This window comes from Acinetobacter sp. FDAARGOS_558 (assembly GCF_003937785.1).
In the GTDB taxonomy this organism is placed as follows: domain Bacteria; phylum Pseudomonadota; class Gammaproteobacteria; order Pseudomonadales; family Moraxellaceae; genus Acinetobacter; species Acinetobacter baumannii.
Window position 1 is genome coordinate 2,958,727 of sequence record NZ_RKJH01000001.1, and the last position, 21,667, is coordinate 2,980,393.

The 21,667-nt window shown below is 39.3% G+C and carries 22 protein-coding genes and 1 pseudogene; 16 read left to right on the top strand and 7 right to left on the bottom strand.

What is annotated here, in order from left to right; all coding sequences use genetic code 11:
• Window positions 1-50: 50 nt before the first annotated feature.
• Window positions 51-1,679, bottom strand: coding sequence for an acyl-CoA synthetase (locus EGT34_RS14195; RefSeq protein WP_000253048.1), 1,629 nt, complete (start codon window positions 1,677-1,679; stop codon window positions 51-53).
• Between the two features lie 411 nt (window positions 1,680-2,090).
• Between EGT34_RS14195 and thrS the strand changes: the two genes are divergently transcribed.
• The 4 genes from thrS to EGT34_RS14220 all read left to right on the top strand — a co-directional run bounded on the left by thrS (window position 2,091) and on the right by EGT34_RS14220 (window position 5,878).
• On the top strand, window positions 2,091-4,013 hold the full coding sequence (gene thrS / locus EGT34_RS14200) for a threonine--tRNA ligase (RefSeq protein WP_001121793.1): 1,923 nt from the start codon (window positions 2,091-2,093) through the stop codon (window positions 4,011-4,013).
• A gap of 5 nt (window positions 4,014-4,018) precedes the next feature.
• Window positions 4,019-4,570: a translation initiation factor IF-3 gene (gene infC, locus EGT34_RS14205; RefSeq protein WP_012297364.1), complete on the top strand. Its 552-nt coding sequence runs from the start codon at window positions 4,019-4,021 to the stop codon at window positions 4,568-4,570.
• A 206-nt stretch (window positions 4,571-4,776) separates the two neighbouring features.
• On the top strand, window positions 4,777-5,397 hold the full coding sequence (locus tag EGT34_RS14215; RefSeq protein ID WP_000566574.1) for a glutathione S-transferase N-terminal domain-containing protein: 621 nt from the start codon (window positions 4,777-4,779) through the stop codon (window positions 5,395-5,397).
• Window positions 5,398-5,449: 52 nt separating this feature from the next.
• Window positions 5,450-5,878: a YqaA family protein gene (locus tag EGT34_RS14220; RefSeq protein ID WP_000954155.1), complete on the top strand. Its 429-nt coding sequence runs from the start codon at window positions 5,450-5,452 to the stop codon at window positions 5,876-5,878.
• A 39-nt stretch (window positions 5,879-5,917) separates the two neighbouring features.
• On the opposite strand, the gene nreB is transcribed toward EGT34_RS14220, so the two are convergent.
• Complete coding sequence (nreB, locus tag EGT34_RS14225; protein ID WP_001169059.1) at window positions 5,918-7,168, bottom strand: nickel resistance MFS transporter NreB; 1,251 nt, start codon at window positions 7,166-7,168, stop codon at window positions 5,918-5,920.
• A gap of 129 nt (window positions 7,169-7,297) precedes the next feature.
• Between nreB and EGT34_RS21285 the strand changes: the two are divergent.
• From EGT34_RS21285 to rplT, 3 genes and pseudogenes are all read left to right on the top strand, one after another.
• A pseudogene (locus tag EGT34_RS21285) lies at window positions 7,298-7,429 on the top strand (hypothetical protein); the annotation flags it as partial.
• Window positions 7,417-7,611 carry a 50S ribosomal protein L35 gene (gene rpmI, locus EGT34_RS14230; RefSeq protein ID WP_001096359.1) on the top strand — a complete coding sequence of 65 codons (195 nt, stop codon included), beginning with the start codon at window positions 7,417-7,419 and terminating at the stop codon, window positions 7,609-7,611. The pseudogene EGT34_RS21285 and the gene rpmI, both read left to right, overlap by 13 nt.
• Before the next feature lie 11 nt (window positions 7,612-7,622).
• Complete coding sequence (gene rplT, locus EGT34_RS14235) at window positions 7,623-7,982, top strand: 50S ribosomal protein L20 (RefSeq protein WP_000124858.1); 360 nt, start codon at window positions 7,623-7,625, stop codon at window positions 7,980-7,982.
• Between the two features lie 28 nt (window positions 7,983-8,010).
• Here the strand turns inward: rplT and EGT34_RS14240 are convergent, their stop codons facing one another.
• Window positions 8,011-8,619 (bottom strand): hypothetical protein, encoded by a 609-nt coding sequence (locus tag EGT34_RS14240; protein ID WP_000639560.1) that lies wholly within the window; start codon window positions 8,617-8,619, stop codon window positions 8,011-8,013.
• Window positions 8,620-8,637: 18 nt separating this feature from the next.
• Window positions 8,638-9,639, bottom strand: a complete 1,002-nt coding sequence (locus tag EGT34_RS14245) for a hypothetical protein (protein WP_001207247.1) — start codon at window positions 9,637-9,639, stop codon at window positions 8,638-8,640.
• A 157-nt stretch (window positions 9,640-9,796) separates the two neighbouring features.
• Here EGT34_RS14245 and pheS point away from each other — a divergent pair, with 157 nt between their 5' ends.
• Genes pheS through EGT34_RS14260 form a run of 3 tightly spaced genes read left to right on the top strand, consistent with a single transcriptional unit; the run spans window position 9,797 to window position 13,484 of the window.
• A complete protein-coding gene (gene pheS, locus EGT34_RS14250) occupies window positions 9,797-10,777 on the top strand; it encodes a phenylalanine--tRNA ligase subunit alpha (RefSeq protein WP_000050952.1) in 981 nt (326 codons plus the stop codon).
• 32 nt (window positions 10,778-10,809) lie between these two features.
• Entirely contained in the window at window positions 10,810-13,191 is a 2,382-nt protein-coding gene (gene pheT, locus EGT34_RS14255; protein WP_000703082.1) for a phenylalanine--tRNA ligase subunit beta, read from the top strand.
• Complete coding sequence (locus EGT34_RS14260) at window positions 13,188-13,484, top strand: integration host factor subunit alpha (protein ID WP_000126166.1); 297 nt, start codon at window positions 13,188-13,190, stop codon at window positions 13,482-13,484. The genes pheT and EGT34_RS14260 overlap by 4 nt, the downstream gene beginning before the upstream one ends.
• Window positions 13,485-13,654: 170 nt before the next feature.
• Here the strand turns inward: EGT34_RS14260 and EGT34_RS14265 are convergent, their stop codons facing one another.
• Complete coding sequence (locus EGT34_RS14265; RefSeq protein ID WP_000897679.1) at window positions 13,655-13,900, bottom strand: hypothetical protein; 246 nt, start codon at window positions 13,898-13,900, stop codon at window positions 13,655-13,657.
• 94 nt (window positions 13,901-13,994) lie between these two features.
• Here EGT34_RS14265 and EGT34_RS14270 point away from each other — a divergent pair, with 94 nt between their 5' ends.
• A complete protein-coding gene (locus tag EGT34_RS14270; RefSeq protein ID WP_002127429.1) occupies window positions 13,995-14,120 on the top strand; it encodes a hypothetical protein in 126 nt (41 codons plus the stop codon).
• Window positions 14,121-14,315: 195 nt separating this feature from the next.
• Here EGT34_RS14270 and rho read toward each other — a convergent pair whose 3' ends face one another.
• Both rho and trxA read right to left on the bottom strand, forming a co-directional pair.
• Window positions 14,316-15,584, bottom strand: coding sequence for a transcription termination factor Rho (rho, locus tag EGT34_RS14275; RefSeq protein WP_001054522.1), 1,269 nt, complete (start codon window positions 15,582-15,584; stop codon window positions 14,316-14,318).
• A gap of 321 nt (window positions 15,585-15,905) precedes the next feature.
• Entirely contained in the window at window positions 15,906-16,232 is a 327-nt protein-coding gene (trxA, locus tag EGT34_RS14280) for a thioredoxin (protein WP_001276875.1), read from the bottom strand.
• Between the two features lie 279 nt (window positions 16,233-16,511).
• Between trxA and ppx the strand changes: the two genes are divergently transcribed.
• The 5 genes from ppx to EGT34_RS14305 are packed head-to-tail and all read left to right on the top strand — an operon-like array spanning window position 16,512 to window position 21,611.
• Window positions 16,512-18,032, top strand: coding sequence for an exopolyphosphatase (gene ppx, locus EGT34_RS14285; RefSeq protein WP_001279273.1), 1,521 nt, complete (start codon window positions 16,512-16,514; stop codon window positions 18,030-18,032).
• An 18-nt stretch (window positions 18,033-18,050) separates the two neighbouring features.
• Window positions 18,051-18,872 carry an acetyl-CoA carboxylase carboxyltransferase subunit alpha gene (locus EGT34_RS14290; RefSeq protein ID WP_000710404.1) on the top strand — a complete coding sequence of 274 codons (822 nt, stop codon included), beginning with the start codon at window positions 18,051-18,053 and terminating at the stop codon, window positions 18,870-18,872.
• The gene (tilS, locus tag EGT34_RS14295; protein WP_071543111.1) at window positions 18,809-20,212 is read left to right on the top strand and encodes a tRNA lysidine(34) synthetase TilS; all 1,404 of its coding nucleotides are present in this window, start codon (window positions 18,809-18,811) and stop codon (window positions 20,210-20,212) included. The genes EGT34_RS14290 and tilS overlap by 64 nt, the downstream gene beginning before the upstream one ends.
• Window positions 20,184-21,020 carry a pyrroline-5-carboxylate reductase gene (gene proC / locus EGT34_RS14300; RefSeq protein WP_085916948.1) on the top strand — a complete coding sequence of 279 codons (837 nt, stop codon included), beginning with the start codon at window positions 20,184-20,186 and terminating at the stop codon, window positions 21,018-21,020. The genes tilS and proC overlap by 29 nt, the downstream gene beginning before the upstream one ends.
• A 21-nt stretch (window positions 21,021-21,041) precedes the next feature.
• Window positions 21,042-21,611: a YggT family protein gene (locus EGT34_RS14305; protein WP_000501183.1), complete on the top strand. Its 570-nt coding sequence runs from the start codon at window positions 21,042-21,044 to the stop codon at window positions 21,609-21,611.
• The last annotated feature ends 56 nt before the right edge of the window (window positions 21,612-21,667 follow it).

A 21,667-nucleotide genomic window follows, 5' to 3' on the forward strand; every position in this document is an offset into this window, starting at 1 on the left:
ATAAAAAGTGGCGTTAGATACGCCGCTTTTTTAATTTTATAGAGTTCAGGTTAAGCACGTTCTTTTGCCCATTCGCGCAAGATGAATTTTTGCAATTTACCTGTTGAGGTTTTTGGAATTTCAGTAATCACCACATCTTTAGGAACTTTAAAGCGCGCAAGTTCTTTTTGACAATGCTCAATAATTTCTTCAGGCGTGACACTAGCCCCAGTTTTTAATTCAATAAATGCGCATGGTACTTCTTGCCAACGTTCGTCAGGTTTTGCCACAACAGCGGCTGTTAAAACTGCTGGATGTTTATATAAAACGTCTTCGACTTCTAAAGATGAAATATTTTCTCCACCTGAAATAATAATATCTTTAGAGCGGTCAGTAATTTTTGCATAACCATCTGGGTGGCAAACCGCTAAGTCTCCAGTGTGGAACCAGCCACCTGCAAAAGCTTCCTCAGTTGCCTTTGGATTTTTTAAATATCCTTTCATGACAATATTGCCACGGAACATGATTTCTCCCATGGTTTCACCGTCATTTGGAACTGGCTGCATCGTTTCAGGATCTAACACCCGCATACTATCTTGTAAAGGATAAGGTACACCCTGACGAGAGTGTAGTTGCGCTTGCTCGGTAATGGAGAGGTCGCTCCATCCCGCTTGAGAAGCACAAAGCGCAGATGGTCCATAGGTTTCGGTTAAACCATACACATGGTTGACATTAATCCCAATATTTCGCATACCTTCAATGACAGCGACAGGTGGTGCAGCACCTGCCACCATAACTTCAACATGATGTTCTATGCTTGGCTGTTTTTCTTTCGGTAGGTTAATAATCATGGATAGGACAATAGGAGCACCACAGAAGTAATCAAACTTATGTTTTGCAATAAGCTGCATCACCAGTTCTGGGTCAACTTTACGTAGACAAATATTGGTTCCGCCACTTGCTGCAATACTCCATGCAAAGCACCAACCATTACAATGAAACAGAGGAAGTGTCCATAAATAAACGGCTCGAGGTTTCATACCGCAGGCTAAAATATTGCTTGCTGCATTTAAATATGCACCTCGGTGGTGATAAACCACTCCTTTAGGATTTCCAGTGGTTCCAGAGGTGTAATTTAAACTAATTGCATCCCACTCATCTTCAGGTAATTGCCATTCAAAATTGGCATCGCCTTGAGCTAACCATTCCTCATATTCGAAAGAACCAAGGAATTGGTTTTCGCCTTCATACTCTTCATCAGCAACATCAATCACAATAATATGTTGGTTAGGAATGAGTGATAAAGCTTCTCTTGCTAAATTAACAAACTCGGGGTCAACTAAAAGCACTTTAGTTTCAGCATGCTCTAGCATAAAAGCGATGGTTTTAGCGTCTAAACGGGTATTTAGGGTATTAAGAACAGCACCCGCCATTGGTACAGCAAAATGTGCTTCAATCATTGCTGGTACATTTGGCAGTAAAACTGAAACCGTATCATTTTTAACTATGCCTAATTGTTGAAGCTGAGATGCAAATTGACGGCAGCGCTGATAAGTTTGTTTCCATGAAATCTGACGGTTGCCATGAATAATAGAAGCTTGGTCTGGGTAGATATAAGCTGCGCGCTCTAAATAGCGCAGAGGGGATAATGCAACAAAGTTTGCGGGTGTGCGTGGTAATTCGTTATAGGCACTAACCATGTGAAACAACTCCATGTTCTATTTTTTAATTCATTCTTTGAAAATATGGCTTAATAGTAATCAAAGCATTAATGCTTTAGTCTTAAAGAGAAATACCTCCCAGTCAGAAAATGAGCAGAAATGCTATTTTCAACATCTTAAATCAGTTCTGATGAATAATTATCCTATTTATGTATTTCTGAAAATTTAGCTAGGTCTTTATTAAAGTCATTTATTGCTGTTTACCGTATAAGCAAAATGTATTTATGATTTTATGAGTACAAAGGTTTTCACTTGGCTTGAACAAGTGTAAAATCTTTCAGGTTTTTTAATTTTGATTTACACCGTTTTTATATTTTGAGGCTTGCCTCGATCATAATCTCGCGGTGAAATGCTCCTTCGTATAGGGCATCACTCCTTAAGGATTTTTTTATGCCAATTATCACATTGCCAAATGGCGATCAAAAGAGTTTTGATCACCCTGTATCTGTTATGGAAGTCGCTCAAAGTATTGGGCCTGGTTTAGCAAAAAATACCGTTGCTGGACGAGTAAATGATCGCTTAGTTGATGCATGTGACTTAATTACCGAAGACTCGACCTTACAAATTATCACTCCAAAAGATGAAGAAGGTCTTGAGATCATTCGCCACTCTTGTGCACACCTTGTAGGGCACGCAGTAAAACAGCTTTTCCCTGAAGCAAAAATGGTGATTGGTCCGGTCATCGAAGAAGGTTTCTATTACGATATCTGGATGCCACGTCCTTTTACACTAGATGATATGGCTGCGATTGAAGAGCGTATGAAAAAGCTCATCGATCAAGATTATGACGTTATCAAAAAAATGACACCGCGTGATGAAGTCATTAAAGTATTCACTGACCGCGGCGAAGAATATAAATTACGTCTTGTGGAAGACATGCCTGAAGAAAAAGCAATGGGCTTGTACTACCACCAAGAATATGTAGATATGTGTCGTGGTCCGCACGTACCGAACACAAAATTCTTAAAATCATTCAAGCTTACTAAAATCTCTGGTGCTTACTGGCGCGGTGATGCGAAGAATGAACAGCTTCAACGTATCTATGGTACTGCCTGGGCTGATAAAAAACAGTTAGCAGCTTACATCAAGCGTATTGAAGAAGCTGAAAAGCGTGATCACCGTAAAATTGGTAAAGCATTAGACTTGTTCCATATGCAAGAAGAAGCACCGGGTATGGTGTTCTGGCATGCAAATGGCTGGACTATTTATCAAGTACTAGAGCAGTACATGCGTAAAGTTCAGCAAGACAATGGTTACCAAGAAATCAAAACTCCGCAAATCGTAGATTTTACGCTTTGGGAGAAATCTGGTCATGCGGCAAACTATGCAGAAAACATGTTTACGACTCATTCTGAAAGTCGTAACTATGCTGTAAAACCAATGAACTGTCCTTGTCACGTTCAAGTGTTTAACCAAGGATTAAAGTCTTACCGTGATTTACCAATTCGTTTAGCTGAGTTTGGTTCTTGTCACCGTAATGAGCCGTCTGGTTCTTTACACGGTATTATGCGTGTTCGTGGTTTTACTCAAGATGATGCGCATATCTTCTGTACTAAAGAACAGATCGGTAAAGAAGTTGCAGACTTTATTAAACTCACTTTAGATGTTTATAAAGACTTTGGCTTTGAAGAAGTTCAAATGAAATTATCTACTCGCCCAGAAAAGCGTGTAGGGGATGATGCACTTTGGGATTTAGCTGAAAAATCTTTGGCAGATGCTTTAGATGCAGCTGGTCTTGAATGGGAATTGCAGCCGGGTGAAGGCGCATTCTATGGTCCAAAGATTGAGTTCTCTTTAAAAGACTGTCTTGGTCGTGTATGGCAATGTGGTACCATTCAGTGTGACTTCAACTTGCCAGTTCGTTTAGATGCTTCTTATGTAACTGAAGAAAACGAGCGTGATCAACCTGTCATGTTGCACCGTGCAATTCTTGGTAGTTTTGAGCGTTTTATTGGTATACTAATTGAACACTACGCTGGTTTTATGCCGCCTTGGCTATCACCTGTACAAGCATGTGTCATGAATATTACTGATTCTCAAGCTGAAGCAAGTAAGCAAGTTGTGGCAAAACTCAAGGAAAATGGTCTTCGTGCTATTTCTGACTTGAGAAATGAAAAAATCGGATTTAAGATTCGTGAGCGTACTCTAGAGCGCATTCCTTACCTGTTAGTTCTTGGTGATCGAGAAGTTGAAGAAGGTACAGTGAATGTACGTACTCGCTCAGGAAAAAATTTAGGTACTATGTCAGTGGATGCTTTCATTGACTTAGTGAAATCTGCCGTCGCCGAACGTGGCCGGTATATTGTGGAGTAAGAAAGATTAAACAGCCTGACCGTAACCAACAACAAGGTGCAAAGAGTAACCGTCCAGCAATTAACGATGAGATCCGTGCAAAAGAAGTACGCCTTGTCGGTGCTGATGGTGAGCAAAAAGGAATTGTTTCATTAAATGAAGCACTGCGTGCTGCTGAGGATGCAGATCTTGACCTTGTTGAGATTGTCGCAAACGCTGAGCCGCCTGTTTGTAAAATCATGGATTACAACAAGCACTTGTTTGACCTGAAACAGAAGCAAAAAGATGCCAAGAAAAAACAGCATCAAGTGCAAGTGAAGGAAATCAAACTACGCCCAGCAACTGATGTAGGTGATTATCAAGTTAAGCTTCGTGCTATTCTGAAGTTCCTTGAAGAAGGCAACAAAGTTAAGATCACCTTACGTTTCCGTGGTCGTGAAATGGCTCACCAACAACTTGGTTTAGCTCAATTGCAAAAAATTGAAGCAGACGTAGCTGAGTTAGGGGTTGTAGAGCAAGCACCGAAAATGGAAGGTCGACAAATGGGTATGTTACTTGGACCGAAAAAGAAAAAGTAACACTCAAAAAAAAGCACTGCAAAAGCAGTGCTTTTTTATACCTCTCATCTTTTAGCCCTATTTTCTTAAACTGACGTTTAATATCGTTTTAATCCAAAGTTATTCTCAAATTTTATGTGTTTTTTGGTGTTGGAAATATCATTGTATTACCCAAAACATGATATAACGCAAGACGCAGTCATGATAACGATGAATAGGAAAATAGAATGATTGATCTATATTATTGGGGCACACCCAATGGACATAAAATCACAATTGCCTTAGAAGAAATGGGACTGGATTACACCCTTTACCCAATTAATATTTTAGAAAATGATCAATTTCAACCAGACTTTCTGAAAATTTCTCCGAATAATAAAATTCCTGCCATTGTTGACCAAGATGGTCCACGTGGTGAGCCAATTTCAGTATTTGAATCAGGCGCGATCTTACAGTATTTAGGGCGAAAAACTGGATTGTTCTACCCAACAGACGAGCAAGACCGAGTTGAAGTGGAACAATGGCTTATGTGGCAAATGGGTGGCTTAGGTCCTATGTTGGGACAAAATCATCATTTTAACCGCTTTGCGCCAGAGAAAATTCCCTATGCTATAGACCGCTATGTAAATGAGACTAAGCGTTTATATGGTGTGTTGAATAAACAGCTCATAGGTCAGAAGTTTGTTGCAGGGGAATACTCAATTGCTGATATGGCAATTTTACCTTGGATCTTGCGCTATGAATGGCAGGGGATTCAATTAGAGGATTACCCGTATGTACAAGAATACATTGTTCGCTTAACGGCACGTCCTGCAGTACAAAAAGCGTTATCTATTAAAGTCATCTAACTTTATTGGTAGGATAATGAATAAGGTGAAAGGTGATTTGGTCTAATTTAATATGCTAAGTTACTTTTTACTTTTTCTGAGTGCTTTTGGGGCGGCTACCTTATTACCGCTACAATCAGAAGCTGTACTTGCTGCTTTATTATTAAAAAATCAACATTCAGCTTTTCTTCTCATTCTGATTGCTACTTTCGGAAATGTATTGGGCTCATGTATAAACTGGTGGTTAGGTTTAAAAATAGAACAGTTTAAACATAAAAAATGGTTCCCCGTTTCTGAAAAACGTTTAGAACAAGCCCAACGCTTTTATCATAAATATGGCTTTTATTCGCTGCTTTTAAGTTGGACACCTGTGATTGGTGACCCTATTACTTTGGTTGCTGGCTTATTCAAAGAAAATTTTTGGCGCTTTTTATTTATGGTCCTTATCGCTAAGGCTGGGCGTTATATCTTCATTTATTGGGTAATTACAGGTTTTATTTAAAATAAAAGCATCCGAAGATGCTTTATTAAAATGATTTAACTAATCTTCTGAGCTTTTAGTAATATCGACTTTAAAAAGATCATTGGTTTTTAGCCAACAGAAGGTTACTACTGCAAGAGTCATACAACCACCAAAAATAGTCGCTGCAATAGTTCCCAAATATTTGGCAGCCAAGCCTGATTCAAATGCACCCAGCTCATTACTTGATGAGACAAACATTCCATTTACAGCCGCTACGCGACCACGCATATTTTCTGGTGGGAATATTTGCAAAATGGTTTGTCTAACTACCACCGAAATACTGTCGCAAGCACCCGTCATCGCCAACGCAAATAGTGATAACCACATGTTGTTCGAGAACGCGAAAAGGATTGTAAATACACCAAACCCTGCAACTGCAAGTAGCATATTACGCCATGCGTGCTGAGTTGGCGGAAAACGAGTTAAAGCAATCATAGTAATGAGCGCACCAATAGAAGGAGCCGCACGCAAGTAACCCAAGCCTTCAGGACCGACTTTTAAAATATCTTCGGCAAAAATAGGGAGTAGAGCGATTACACCACCAAATAAAACAGAGGCAAGGTCTAAAGAAATCGCCCAAAGAACTATTTTGGTTTTCCAAATAAAGCGAAAGCCATCGCCTAAGCTTTCTATAACATTGGCAGTTTCAATTTTAGGAAAGCTACGTTTATGTAATAAATTAATGAGAATAAAGCAGATACTAAGTAGACCGGCAACACTAAAAAGACTGGTTTCTCTGCCTAAATAAGCGAGCATGAACCCACCGAGCATAGGCCCAATAATTACACCACTCTGCCAACCAATAGTTGTCCATGTTGCACCATTTGCATAAAGCTCACGTGGAATTAAAAATGGTTTTAGGGACGTAGCAGAAGGGTTATAAAAACCACGTATGGTGCCCAAACCAAAAATAACCGCATAAATACCCCAAGAAAGGAAATTTACACTGATATGACCCAACCCATGCAGATGGAACAGTAACCATAAAACTAAAGGAAGAGGTACTGAGAAAAATAAACAGATTTTCATGATGACCTGTTTATTAAATTTATCAGCAAAATAACCACCCCAAAGCGATAGGGCAATAAATGGAATGGCTTCTGCTAGTCCAATTAAACCTAAAGTTAGAGGGTCTTTGGTAATTTGATAAAGTGAATAGGCAACAATAATTTCTTGAATCAAAATTGCTAATGTTAAGCAAAATTGATTAATGGTGACAATTGAGAAATCTCTATAGCGCAGGGCAGCGAATGCATCATGTTTCTGCATTTGAAATATCGTATGTTGATAATTTGCCCATATTATAGGGGTAAATAAGCAGCGATGCTGAAATTATTGCCGATTATATTCATCTAAAAAAGAGATAGGTTTCTCTCATTTCTAAAGAGGTTAATTTAAAAAAATTCTAGGAATAGTTTTAATTTTAGTCAGCATACTATAAAATACGCGCTTCCTTACCTGCAGGTCGATTTTGCAATGGTGCAATCGTGCCGAACAGGTGCCCAAAAGAGGTTACTATGGCTAAGTTAAAAACTCGCCGTGGTGCAGCTAAACGCTTCAAAGCGACTGCAAACGGTTTTAAGCGCAAACAAGCATTCAAGCGCCACATTTTGACCAAAAAATCTGCTAAGCGTATCCGTCAATTGCGCGGCTGTGTAATGGTTCACGTAAGTGACGTTGCTTCAGTTCGTCGTATGTGCCCATACATCTAAGGAGATTATAAATGGCTCGTGTAAAACGTGGTGTAGTGGCTCATCGCCGTCACAAAAAAATTCTTGCTCGCGCTAAAGGTTACTACGGTGCTCGTTCACGCGTTTACCGCGTAGCGTTCCAAGCGGTAATCAAAGCTGGTCAATACGCTTACCGTGACCGTCGTCAGAAGAAACGTCAATTCCGTGCTCTATGGATTGCGCGTATCAACGCTGGTGCTCGTCAAAACGGTTTGTCTTACAGCCGTATGATCGATGGCTTGAAAAAAGCTCAAGTGATCATCGACCGTCGCGTATTAGCTGACATCGCTATGCATGATGCAGTAGCATTTGCTGCTTTAGCTGAAAAAGCTAAAGGCGCATTAGCTGCATAAGCTTAGAGATTCAAAAAAAGACCGCTTTTTAGCGGTCTTTTTTATTATCAGGAATATTATATTTTTCAGATAGTGTTGTAGACAGCTCTTGTACTCTAGAATTAGCTTGTATGCATTGTTGTTTTAAGTCCATATTGGTGGTATTTAAAGCAGTATTTGTTAATTCGTTCTGAAAATATTGCATACATATTTGATTGCGTTCTAAATAAAGTTTCTTTAATGATAGGCCTTGTTCTGTTTTAATGTCTAACTGCGCTAGATTTATATTATCTTCTTTTAATAAACTAATTCGCATTTCATTAAGTTCTTGTTTAAGCTTTTTTGTTTTATTCAATTGCTTTTGTAATAATTCAAAATTTTCTTTTATTAATTGTGTTTTATTATTAAGCGGTGAAAATATAAAATCGTTAATCATGGAGTTAGTTTCAGACCATTGTTGAGCTAAGGCTGAATACTTGGGATGCTCTTGATTTTCAATGGACTGTAATTGTTTTAATTCTTGTTGAATCTGACTCAGGGTAAATTCTATTACAGGGAAATTAACGGAACTTTTTTCTTGGTTTGCAATATCTTGTTGTGCATATGTGGCAATGGAACATAATGCGATAAATATTAGTACTAATCTTTTATATATCATTTTTATATATTCCAATGGTTAAAGACCAAAATAATAGGCTATAGCACAAATAATTATTGTCAGAACAATAAGCTTGATTACACCTGTTCCTCCAGCCTTATGATGAGGCGCTTTTAAATGAGCTGCGGACTCATTCGTTGCATCAAAAGGAGAAGGTTTCTCAACAGGTTTTAATTGAGCTGTTTGATAGTGATTTGCTGCTTTCACAATAAGTTTTGCAAATAGGTCGTCAGTTTTGTGGGTAAAGTTTCTTAAGTTAATAATTTGTTCTTGGTCTAAGTCTTCCCCTAAAGGATCATTTGCGGTGCGTTTTTTCTGCTCTAAATAATCTGATAAGGCCTGAGTGCGGTAGAGGAGTTGATGTGCACAATCTGCTGGGTAGCTTTCAGGAATAAGAGCAAGAGTTGGTTGATGCTCTAACGAAATTTGATGTGTTGACCCATCAAAATATTTTTTCTGAAATTCTGCTTCTTCAAAACCTGCTGCATACTTACTTCGAAATAACTCAGTCTCCATAAAGTCTGCAATTTCATCCCATTGAGGTGCTTTTAAGTCAGCTTCAACTTTTTTAGATAATTTTTCATTCAATTCAAAACGCCAGAAAGTCTCTAAGCGTAAATCGCTGCGTTGAGTCAGAGGCGGCTCAAACTCGTTATCGCTGCTGTACCATTCGGCAAGCTCATGTCCAAAAATCCATGCGATTTTCTTATTGTTTTGATGACTTACAATAAAATGAGCATAAGGTAAAAGTTCGACATTACTATTCGGGTTTTGCTCTTCATTTAAAATAGTAGATAGATGAAGAGAGATTTGAGTCGTCCCTTGTTTTTTGAGTGCTTCTAACCAAACTTGGAAATGTTGAGCAAGTAAATGTTGTGAAATTAAGTCACGAAATTGAAAACTATGTTGGTCAAAAATATGATGTTGTCGCCATTGGCTAAAACTTAAATTCTGACGTAGGTATTCGTTACCATAGGTCACAAGTGTAAGTTGTTGTTTCCAAATCTGATTAAGCGCCATAATAATTGATCTCATTGACGATGCTATTATTTTATACGTTTTATCTTTTTGTTGCCTAATACATTTTTCATGATGGATAAACTTCATCAATACGGTGAAAAACTGTTAGAATGCAGTGTTTTATTATATTTTTAAATTTGTTGCTTTGAGAGTTACTATGTCACTGGAAGCCCTGACCACAGAAGCGCTTGCTGCCATTGCAGCAGCTCAAGACCTTGTTGCACTTGATCAGGTGCGTGTGCAATTTACAGGGAAAAAAAGCCAGCTTGCAGAACAATCGAAAGCATTAGGGAAAATGGACCCTGAAGAACGTAAAGTACAAGGTGCTGCGATTCATGCTGTTCGAGAAACAATTAATAACGCTTTAACTGAACGTCAAACAGCATTACAACAAGCTGCACTGGCGCAAAAATTAGCAAGTGAAACCATTGATATTACTTTGCCAGGCCGTGGACAGCGCATTGGTACAGTTCATCCTGTTACTCAAGTGCAAGAACGTATTTGCCAGTTCTTTACTAAAGCTGGCTTTACGGTTGCTACAGGACCAGAAGTTGAAGATGACTATCATAACTTCGAAGCATTAAATATTCCTGGGCACCATCCTGCACGTGCTATGCATGATACTTTCTATTTCGATGCAAACCATTTGTTGCGTACGCATACTTCTGGTGTGCAAATTCGTACCATGGAAACAAGCCAGCCGCCAATTCGTATTGTATGTCCGGGCCGTGTATACCGCTGCGACTCAGACCAAACGCATTCGCCAATGTTCCATCAAATTGAAGGTTTGTACGTTGCTGAGAACACCAGCTTTGCTGAATTAAAAGGTTTATTGATTAACCTACTGAATGAATTTTTTGAGAAAGATTTAAAAGTACGTTTCCGTCCATCATATTTCCCATTCACAGAGCCTAGTGCGGAAGTGGATATCATGGATGAGCGTGGACGTTGGTTAGAAGTATTAGGCTGTGGCATGGTACATCCAAATGTATTGCGTGCTGCGGGGATTGATCCTGATAAATACAAAGGCTTCGCTTTTGGTTTAGGGGTAGAACGTTTTGCAATGTTGCGTTATGGCATTAATGACTTGCGTATGTTCTATCAAAATGATGTGCGTTTCTTACGCCAATTTGCCTAACATTTTTCAGGATTAAATAAGGTTTTATAAAGATGAAGATTAGCGAAAATTGGTTACGCACATGGGTTAACCCAGCAATTGATAGCGATACATTATCTGATCAGTTGACTATGCTTGGTCTTGAAGTAGATGAGCTGGCACCTGTTGCTAAGCCATTTACTGGCGTTGTAGTTGGTGAAGTCCTAACAGTTGAGCAGCACCCTGATGCAGACCGTCTGCGTGTAACAACAGTGAATATTGGTTCAGGTGAGCCTTTACAAATTGTATGTGGTGCTCCTAACGTTCGTGCTGGAATGAAAGCCCCTGTGGCAACTATTGGTGCAGTATTACCGGGTGATTTTAAAATCAAAAAAGGTAAGCTTCGTGGTGTCGAGTCACAAGGCATGTTGTGCGGTGCTTCTGAAATTGATCTTGAAGATAAAATCGATGGTTTGCTTGAGTTACCTGATGATGCTCCAGTAGGGGTAAACATCCGTGAATACTTAAAACTTGATGATAATGTCATCGATATTAGTATTACACCAAACCGTGGTGACTGCTTTAGTATTCGTGGTATCGCACGTGAAGTTGCAGTGATTAACCAACTGCAAATGAATGAGCCTGAAATTAAATCGGTTGATGCTACAATCACTGATGAGAAAAAAGTAGTCATCAGCACTGATGGTGCTCCACGCTACTTAGGACGTGTCATTAAAAATGTAAATGTTAAAGCTGCGACCCCTGAATGGATGGAACAGGCTTTAGCACGTTCAGGAATTCGTACTCATAGTATTTTAGTTGATGTAACGAATTACGTCCTCATGGAATTGGGTCAGCCAATGCATGCTTTCGATTTAGCTAAAATCGAAGGGACTGTACATGTTCGCCAAGCTAAGCCGAAAGAAAAGTTACAGCTTTTGAATGATCAAGAAGTTGAGTTGCAAGAAGATGTGATGGTTATTGCTGATGACCAGAAAGCACTAGCAATCGCTGGTATCATGGGTGGTCTAGCATCAAGCGTAACTGATGATACGACTGATATCTTCTTGGAAAGTGCATTTTTTGCTCCGCTTGCGATTGCTGGACGTGCTCGCTGCTTTGGCTTACATACAGATTCTTCACAACGTTATGAACGCGGTGTAGATTTTGAATTGCCGTTAATTGCGATGAACCGTGCTTCTCAGCTTATTCAAGAGTTGGCGGGTGGTGAGTTCGGCCCAATTACTGTAGCTGAAAAATCTGATTTACTTCCGAAACGTGAAGCGATTGAACTTAAGCAAGCTCAAGTAGACCAGTTGTTGGGTTACAAAGTAGCGGCAGAGTTCATTACAGATGCATTAACTCGATTAGGTTGTGAAGTCACTGTTCAAGCGGATGGTGAATGGAGCATAGTTCCACCATCACATCGCTACGATATGGCAATTTATCAAGATTTGATTGAAGAAGTTGCACGTATTGATGGTTATGACAATATTCAGATCAGCTTACCAAGTATGGATGTTCAACTTGCTAAGTACCAAGATCGTTTTGAAATCGCGCAGTTACGTCAAACGGTAGTCACTTTAGGGTATCAAGAAGCGATTAGCTTTAGCTTTGCTGATGCAAAACTTGAAAAGCAATTGAACCCGCAAGTAAGTCCGTTAATGTTGGCAAATCCAATCTCTAGTGATTTGGCTGCAATGCGCAGCACATTGCTTTCGAGTTTAATCCCTTGTGTACAATATAATTTAAACCGTCAGCAAAGCCGTGTACGTTTCTTTGAACTAGGTTTGCGTTTTGATTATCAAAATGCTAATTCTATTCAGGATCTGAAGCAAATTCCTACATTGGCTTTAGTTGCCGTAGGTTCTCGTGAACCTGAATCATGGCATGCTAAGCCACAGCCAATGGATTTCTTCGATTTTAAAGGTGAAGTAGAAGAGATTTTAGCTGCTGGACGTGTCAAAGTTGAGTATGTACGTTCAGAGCGTCCATGGTTGCATCCAGGGCAATCTGCTGAAATCTTAGTTGATGGCCAATCAATTGGTTACCTAGGCCGCTTGCATCCATCTTTAGAAAACGAACTAGATTTGAGCACAACTTGGGTTGCCGAGCTTGATCAGGCTGCCGTTTTGCAATCTTATGTATCTAATTTTACAGAATTATCACGTTTTCCTTCGGTTAGACGTGATATTGCGCTTTTAATCTCTGATAATATAAATGTTAGAGATATTCAGCAGTTAATCGAAAAAACTGGTGGAGAGCTTTTAGACTCTACTTGGTTATTCGATGTGTATACGGGGCAGGGTGTCGAAGAAGGTAAACGCTCATTAGCGTTTGCGTTATTATGGCAACATCCTTCACGTACGCTTGAAGATGCTGAAATTAAATCTGGTATGGACAATATAATCCAAGTGTTGGAAAACACTTATCAAGCGACATTGAGGGCCTCATGACAGCATTAACTAAAGCAGACATGGCTGATCATTTAAGTGAGTTAACCAGCTTAAATCGCCGTGAAGCAAAACAAATGGTCGAGTTGTTCTTTGACGAAATTAGCCAAGCGCTTATTGCGGGCGAGCAGGTTAAGCTTTCTGGTTTCGGTAATTTCGAGCTTAGAGATAAACGCGAGCGTCCAGGACGTAATCCGAAAACTGGCGAAGAAATTCCGATTTCTGCACGCCGTGTAGTTACCTTCAGAGCGGGTCAGAAATTTAGACAACGCGTTGGAAATGAGCAGATCGATTGATCTGCTTTTTTATTTATGACTTTAAATAAATCTAGAATAAATTTTTCTTAATATTAGAAAAGTATACTTAGCCATTAATACATCAAATCTATTTTGATGCGTAAATATAAAATTTAGGCATCAAAAAAGAGGACAAAATGTCCTCTTTTTTCGCTAATCTAGAGTATAGATTAGTGTGCAGCAGAAGCAGCAACGTCAGAAGCAGCAGCAGCAACGTCAGAAGCAGCAGCAGCAGTTTCAGAAGCAGCAGCGTCAACAGCTACAGCAGCTTCAGAAGCAGCAGCAGTAGCTTCAGAAGCAGCAGTTACAGCTTCAGATGCAGCAGCAGCAGCAGGTGCTTCTTCTTTCTTAGAACAACCAACGAAAGCTAAAGTAGCAGCAACAGCAGCAGCAACAGCGAATTTTTTGAATAACATGGCATCACTCTCACAAAAAAGATTTGAGATTAAAAAAACCTAAGTTGGACTGTTTTGCTTTTATTATTCCTAAAACGTAGCTAGGTAACAACGCATGGAGCAGTCTAACTGGTCTGCCGCTATGCTATCACTGCAAATGTTGAAATACTACTGTTGGCTGTCAAAAAAGATCGGGAAAAGAGTGAAAAAAGCCTGTTTTTTAACAGAAAAAAACAATTAATCAGCTGAGATATATTGGAAAAGGTATAAGTAAGCTACTAAAAAACATGGTTTTTTTATATTAAAAATATTTGTTTTCAAAAACTTATAAATAATTTTACATAAAAATCAGCAAAATGTATTTTTGTGTAAAGCTTGTCAACCAAATAAAAAAAGGCCACTCAATAGAGCGGCCTTTCTAGAATAAATAATATGATTATGTTGAAGCTTTACGTTTCATCTGATCAAAGAAATCATCATTTGTTTTGGTTTCTTTCATACGATCAAGTAAGAACTCCATAGCTGCCAACTCATCCATAGGGTGAAGAAGTTTGCGGAGAATCCAAACTTTACGTAATTTATCTTCATCCATTAAACGTTCTTCACGACGTGTGCCAGATTTCTTAATATTCATGGCAGGGAAGACGCGTTTTTCAGCAATACGGCGATCAAGTGTAATTTCTTGGTTACCTGTACCTTTAAACTCTTCGTAAATGACATCATCCATTTTACTGCCAGTCTCAATAAGAGCAGTAGAGATGATTGTTAAAGAACCGCCTTCTTCGATATTACGAGCAGCACCGAAGAAACGTTTTGGACGTTCTAAAGCATGTGCATCCACACCACCAGTTAATACTTTACCTGATGAAGGAATTACTGTGTTGTATGCACGGGCTAAACGTGTAATAGAGTCAAGTAAAATCACGACGTCCTTTTTGTGCTCAACAAGACGTTTTGCTTTTTCAATGACCATTTCTGCAACTTGTACGTGACGTGCTGGTGCTTCATCAAATGTTGAAGCAACGACTTCACCGCGTACGGTACGCTCCATCTCAGTTACTTCTTCTGGGCGCTCATCAATTAATAAAACAATAAGGAAAACTTCCGGATTGTTTCTCACAATAGATTGAGCAATGTTTTGAAGTAACATTGTTTTACCCGCTTTTGGCGGAGCGACAATAATAGAACGTTGACCTTTACCGATTGGTGCAACTAAATCGACTACACGCGCGGTCAAGTCTTCTGTTGTACCATTACCAAGTTCCATAACCAGTTGTTCGGTCGGGAAAAGTGGAGTTAAGTTTTCAAATAAGATTTTATTACGTGAATTTTCTGGCGTGTCATAGTTAATTTGATTAACTTTGAGCAAAGCAAAATAACGCTCACCTTCTTTTGGTGGACGAATGGTACCTGTGATGGTGTCACCTGTACGCAAGTTAAAGCGTCGGATTTGTGAAGGACTCACATAAATATCATCCGGACCAGCTAAATACGAACCTGCGGCAGAGCGCAAAAAACCAAAACCATCAGAGAGAATTTCAAGAACGCCGTCACCAAAAATTTCTTCGCCATTCATCGCATGGCGTTTCAAGATGGCAAAGATAATATCTTGCTTTCGGTTACGAGCCATACCTTCAAGGCCCATAAATTCAGCAATTTTAATTAGTTCGCCGATTGGTTTTTTCTTGAGTTCAGTTAAGTTCATAAGGGTCAGAATTAGGAAAGAGTAGAGTGTGGTTTAAAAAGAAGAAAAATCGCTCGCATACAAAAAAGAGTATCGCAATTGTATTTACACAATAACAATTCAGAAGTCTGATTAACTGTTTCGAAGAGAAATGTGAAAAAACAATTTCTGTTGCCGAGTGGCGATCTTTATGTTTGTGTCTTGTAAGAAGCCGGACAGAAGACGATTCCCTTCAGTGCCTCTTGAGCATGCAATATAAGTGAGATCAGCTAATTTGTCAATTTATAGCCGAAAAAAATACGCTATAAAGGTATAGCGTATTTTCATCTGTAACGTTACGTCTTAAACGTTTTCGTCAATGAAGCTAACGAGTTTAGAACGAGGCACAGCGCCGATTTGCTGAGCTACTACTTCACCATTTTTGAAAAGTAATAGAGCAGGAATATTACGGATATTGTATTTCACTGCCGTCTCTTCACAAGAAGTCACGTCAACTTTAACGATTTTTACTTTACCCGCATATTCACTTGATAAATCTTCAAGAACAGGTGCAATTGCTTTACAAGGTGCACACCAACCTGCCCAAAAGTCAACAAGTACAGGTGTTTCAGCATCTAGAACATCTGCTTGGAAGTTATCATCAGTTGTATTTACAATAGTCGCAGACATGGTACGGCTCCAATTTTTAGAAAAAAGTGCTATCACTATAGGAGGAGATAATCTCTATCAGTATTACATAGCTACTTAGTTCAATGTAAGGGTTTGATGCTATTATTCAAGGCTTAAGTAAATTTGTCTAATGGATGCTCACGATATTCATCATCGGCTTGTACAATCGTTTAACAAATAGAAAAATATCAAAGGCTATTAATTGTTGATGAAAATGGCTTTTCAATTGCATTCTTGTGAATTACTCTAGGCGTGAATTGTTATGGGTTTAGTTCAATAATGTCTGACTTTCTGATTGATGAAGAATTACTTGCTGCCATAGATATGGGGTCGAACAGTTTTCACCTTGCCATTGCACGGGTAGATCACGGCGAAGTTAAAAAAGTGGCTTCAATGTCAGAAAAAGTACAGCTTGCAGCTGGTCTTGATGAAAATAAAAACTTAACAGAAGCAGCACAGCAACGTGGTTTAGCCTGTTTGGCTCGTTTTGTTGGGCGTTTAGGCTCAGTTCAGCCTAACCGTTTAAGAATTGTGGCGACGAACGCTTTGCGTCAGGCTAAAAATGGTCATGAGTTCATTCAAAAAGCTGCTGAAATTTTACCCAAACCTATTGAGATTATTGCAGGCCGTGAAGAAGCACGCCTGATTTATCTTGGTGTATCACATACGATGGCCAATGGTGGACGCCGCTTAGTGGTTGACATTGGTGGTGGATCTACCGAGTTTATTATTGGCGAAGAATTTGAGCCAATTTATACTGAATCATTACAAATGGGTTGTGTAGCCTATACAAAAGCCTATTTTGCCGATGGTGAAATCACACAAAAAGCATTTGATAAAGCAGTTGTTGCTGCGCGTAAAGAGCTTTCAGCAATCGCCACCACTTATAAGATGGAAGGGTGGGATACTGTTGTAGGTTCAAGTGGGACCATTAAAGCTTGCCGCCAGATTATGGTGAATATGGGGCTAAGTGACGAGCAAGAAAATGTCACACGTGAAGGTCTCCATAAACTTAAAGATAAGTTACTTAAGTTCAAAAATATTTCTGAAATTGATTTTGAAGGACTTCGAGAAGACCGACGAGCAGTTTTGCCAGCCGGATTGGCAATTTTGTACGCTGTTTTTGAAGTTTTAGAAATTGAACGTTTGGCATATTCTGATGGTGCATTACGTGAAGGAGTCATGTATGACCTGTTAGGCCGTTTTAAGCATGAGGATATCCGCGACCGTAGTGTACAAGCGTTAATGGGACGTTATAACGCCGATCCGAAACAGGCAGAACGAGTTGTAAATACGGCTCAACACTTATTTGACAGTGTCGCTAAACCGCTTAATTTAACGAGTGAAGACAGTGACTTACTGCGTCGTGCAGCATATTTGCATGAAATTGGTTTAGCGATTAGTCATGGTGGCTATCATCGTCATGGTGCTTATTTATTGCAACATTCCGATATTCCTGGTTTCTCACAAATTGACCAAAATCATCTTTCACATTTGGTTGCTCATCACCGCCGTAAATTGCGAAATGATGTAAAAAATGAAGTTTTAAAGGCTGGTGGTCATAAATTAGTTTATTTAAGTTTGTTACTTCGCCTAGCAGTTTTACTCAACCATAGCCGCAGTGATCAGATGCTTCCTGCCATTGAATTGACCATCATAAATGATCAACAATGGCAACTTAGTGTTTCTGGTGATGCCAAACAATGGCCATTGTTAGTTGCCGACTTGCATGATGAGCAAGAGCAGTTTAAGCATTGGGACATTGAATTGAATATTCAGTCGGAAAAATTTATCGATTAAAGGGATAATATTCGACCTATGAAAAAAGCTACTCAGTCCAAAGCGTGGACAACGGTTCAAATTGCACGTCATCCTGAACGTCCGCAGTTTCTAGATTATGTCGGTGAAATCTTTACAGAGTTTGATGCATTGCATGGTGATCGTTTGTTTGGTGACGATGGCGCGATGGTAGGTGGTCTTGCTCGTTTTGACGGTCAACCTGTGATGGTCATTGGACAACACCGTGGTCGTAGTACCCGTGAAAAATTAAAGCACAACTTTGGTATGTGTAACCCAGAAGGTTACCGTAAATCTCAGCGTCTTTTAGATATGGCTGAGCGTTTCAATCTACCAGTTTTTACCTTTATTGATACTATGGGTGCATATCCGGGTGTTGGTGCTGAAGAACGTGGTCAGGCAGAAGCAATTGCTACTAGCCTTGCTCAACTTTCAAGTCTAAAAGTGCCTGTAATCGCAACAGTACTTGGTGAAGGCGGTTCTGGTGGTGCTTTAGGTATTGGTGTTGCTGACAGAGTAATTATGTTGTCACATAGTATTTATTCTGTGATTTCGCCTGAAGGCTGTGCATCTATTTTGTGGAAAACTGCTGAGAAAGCAGCTCAAGCGAGTGAAGCTTTAGGTTTAACAGCAGATAAACTACAATCGCTAGGTATTGTTGAATATGTAGTAGATGAAGGTGAAGGTGCGCATTTAGATCCTGAGCGTGTGATGCAAAACTTAAAAGTAGTTTTAAAGCAGGCTTTGGATGAATTGCTACCAATGGATGCAAATGAACGATGCGAAGCACGTTATCAACGTTTAATGAAGTTTGGCAGCGAAAATTTAGGCGTGGCGTCTTAAAGCAAGCTCAAGAGTTCTCTGAAAAAAGTTCTTTTCTTATTGGATGTAGTGGTGGCATGGATTCAATGCTACTGCTACATTTAATGGCTCAAATTTTCCCTCAAAAGATCCGAGCAATTTATATTGATCATCAACTGCAAGATCAAAGTGCAGAGTGGGCGGAAGTGGTTGCCACACAGGCAACAATATTAAATATTCCTTATATTATTCAAAAAGTTCAGATCGCAAACGGCAATCTGGAAGCTCAAGCACGTCAAGCACGTTATCAAGCATATCAGCAACATTTACAAGAAAATGAAATTCTGTTGCTTGCTCATCATCAACAAGATCAGGCAGAAACAGTTATTTTGCGATTATTGTCAGGTGCGGGAGTAGATGGACTTGCTGCGATGCAGGCTATTGATTACCGTAAAGATATGACAATTTGGCGCCCCTTTTTGGATTTAACACGTGAGCAAATCGCCTTATGGACTGCTCAGCTTGAAGTTAAATATATTGACGATCCAATGAACTATGACAACCATTACGATAGGGTGTGGTGTCGTGAAGCACTGTGGCCATTTTTAACAAGCCGTTTTCCAAAAATGCAGCAAGCTTTGAGCCGAACCAGTTATCTGATGCAAGATGCTTCTGAAATTTTAGAAGAAGTTCTTAAAGATGATTGGCAATATTCTGGTTCAGCTGACTATTTAGATTTAACGAAATTATCCGAGTTATCTTTTGCGCGGCAGCGCCAGTTACTTTCTGCGTGGATGAAAGGCCAAGGGCAATATCGACCTGCATTTGAAATGGTCGAACGGCTAAGAGCAGAAGTTATTGAGTCTAAGTCAGATGCTCAAGCCGCTTTACATTGGAACCAGTTTTACTATGTCCGTTATCAAAATATACTCTATAGGTTGAGTAAACAGATTTATTTCGCTGAAACTTTAAATCCGGTTGATGCTGAACTAGAGCATTCATTTAAATTAGAAGAAAGATGGCAGGGCGCAGCTGGACTATTCCATGTTGAGTGTAAAAAAATTGGTTTAAGTCATTCTTTATTGAATAAAAAATTAAAAATCATTCGACGTCAAGGTGGGGAAAAGATTCACCTATATGGTCGTGTTGGGCAATGGCCTTTAAAAAAAGCAATTCAAGAAGCACATATTTTGCCTTGGCTTCGTCATACAATTCAAATATTAGTCTTAGATAATGTTATGCTTGGGGTTTTTACACCGAAAGGATTTTGGTTGGCTCAGTCTCCATATTGTGAGGAAGGAGGGTGGCAACCAGATTTAATTTCTCATTCTTGTAATCTGGTAAATGGCGAATATAGTTATGGCAACAGCAGTGAATTGTAATATCTGTTTTATTGGTGGTGGTAATATGGCCCAAGCATTAATTGGCGGGCTCATTTCAAGAGGATTACCACCAACACGTATTACCGTTTCAGATCCTGTCGAACAAATTCGTCAACTATTGCAAGAAAAAGAAGTTCATGTAACTCAAGATAATACGGCTGCTATCCAGAATGCCGATGTAGTTGTTCTTGCTGTAAAACCACAAGTGCTGGCAAATGTTCTACGTCCGTTAAAAGGTTTATTATCGGATAAATTGGTTATTTCGATTATTGCCGGTGCGGAAATTAAGACAATATCAAATTTGATTGATAGTGAACGTATTGTGCGAGTTATGCCAAATACACCTGCATTAGTTCAAACTGGTGCTCATGGTATTTACGCGACTGATGTGGTTGGTGCCTCGGACCGTGAATTAACGAGTCAGATTTTAGCAGCAACTGGTTTAACAATTTGGGTAAACTCCGAAGCTCAAATTGATGCGGTAACGGCAGTTTCAGGTTCAGGCCCAGCTTATTTCTTCTACCTCATGGAAAGTATGATTCGTGCAGGTAAAAATTTAGGTTTGGATGAAAAAGTTGCAACTGCTTTAACTCTTCAAACAGCATTAGGTGCAGCTCAAATGGCAATTACGAGTTCAAATACTCCGTCTGAGCTGCGTAAAAATGTGACGTCACCGAATGGTACAACCCAAGCTGCACTTGAAGTTTTTGATCGTGCACAAATCTCTCAAAATATTCAATCTGCATTAGCTGCTGCACAGAAACGTAGCCAAGAATTGGCTCAAGAACTGAGTGACAGTGCAAAATAGCTTTAATAGGATAAGACAACTATGGGTGCAAATTCTGCGCTAATTTTTGGAATTTTAATTAACGTCGCGATTTTATTGGTCTTTTTCCGTTTTTTAATGCAATTGGCGGCAGTAAGTCCTTATAATCCTGTGGTTTTATCGACAGTAAAGGCGACTAAGATTGTTGATATTTTTGGCCGAATTTTTCCAACGGTCGCAAAAGGCCGATTCAATCTGGCAGCGTTGGTTCTTTTAATTATTTTATATTTACTGAAAATTTTCGGTGTAATGTATCTTTCGGGTTCCATGCCAAATAGTCCGGTTCATTTAGTGATTCTGACTTTTGTGACCATGATTCAGGATTTGATTCGTTTCTGCCGTTACTTAATTTTTGCAACAATCATTTTGAGTTGGGTCGTTATGTTTACTCAATCTCGTTCACCTTATATTGAGGTGATTCAAGATTTAGCTGAACCGTTACTCGCCCCATTCCGTCGTTTATTACCTAATATGGGGATGATTGACTTATCTCCAATTCTAGCATTTTTGGCACTCTATATTGCCGAGATCTTAATGAATGAAGTCGCTAAAGTTTTATTAACTGGACTTTAATTTTGTAAGATTAAAAAAAGGGCTGTATTACAGCCCTTTTTTTATTGGTTTATCGA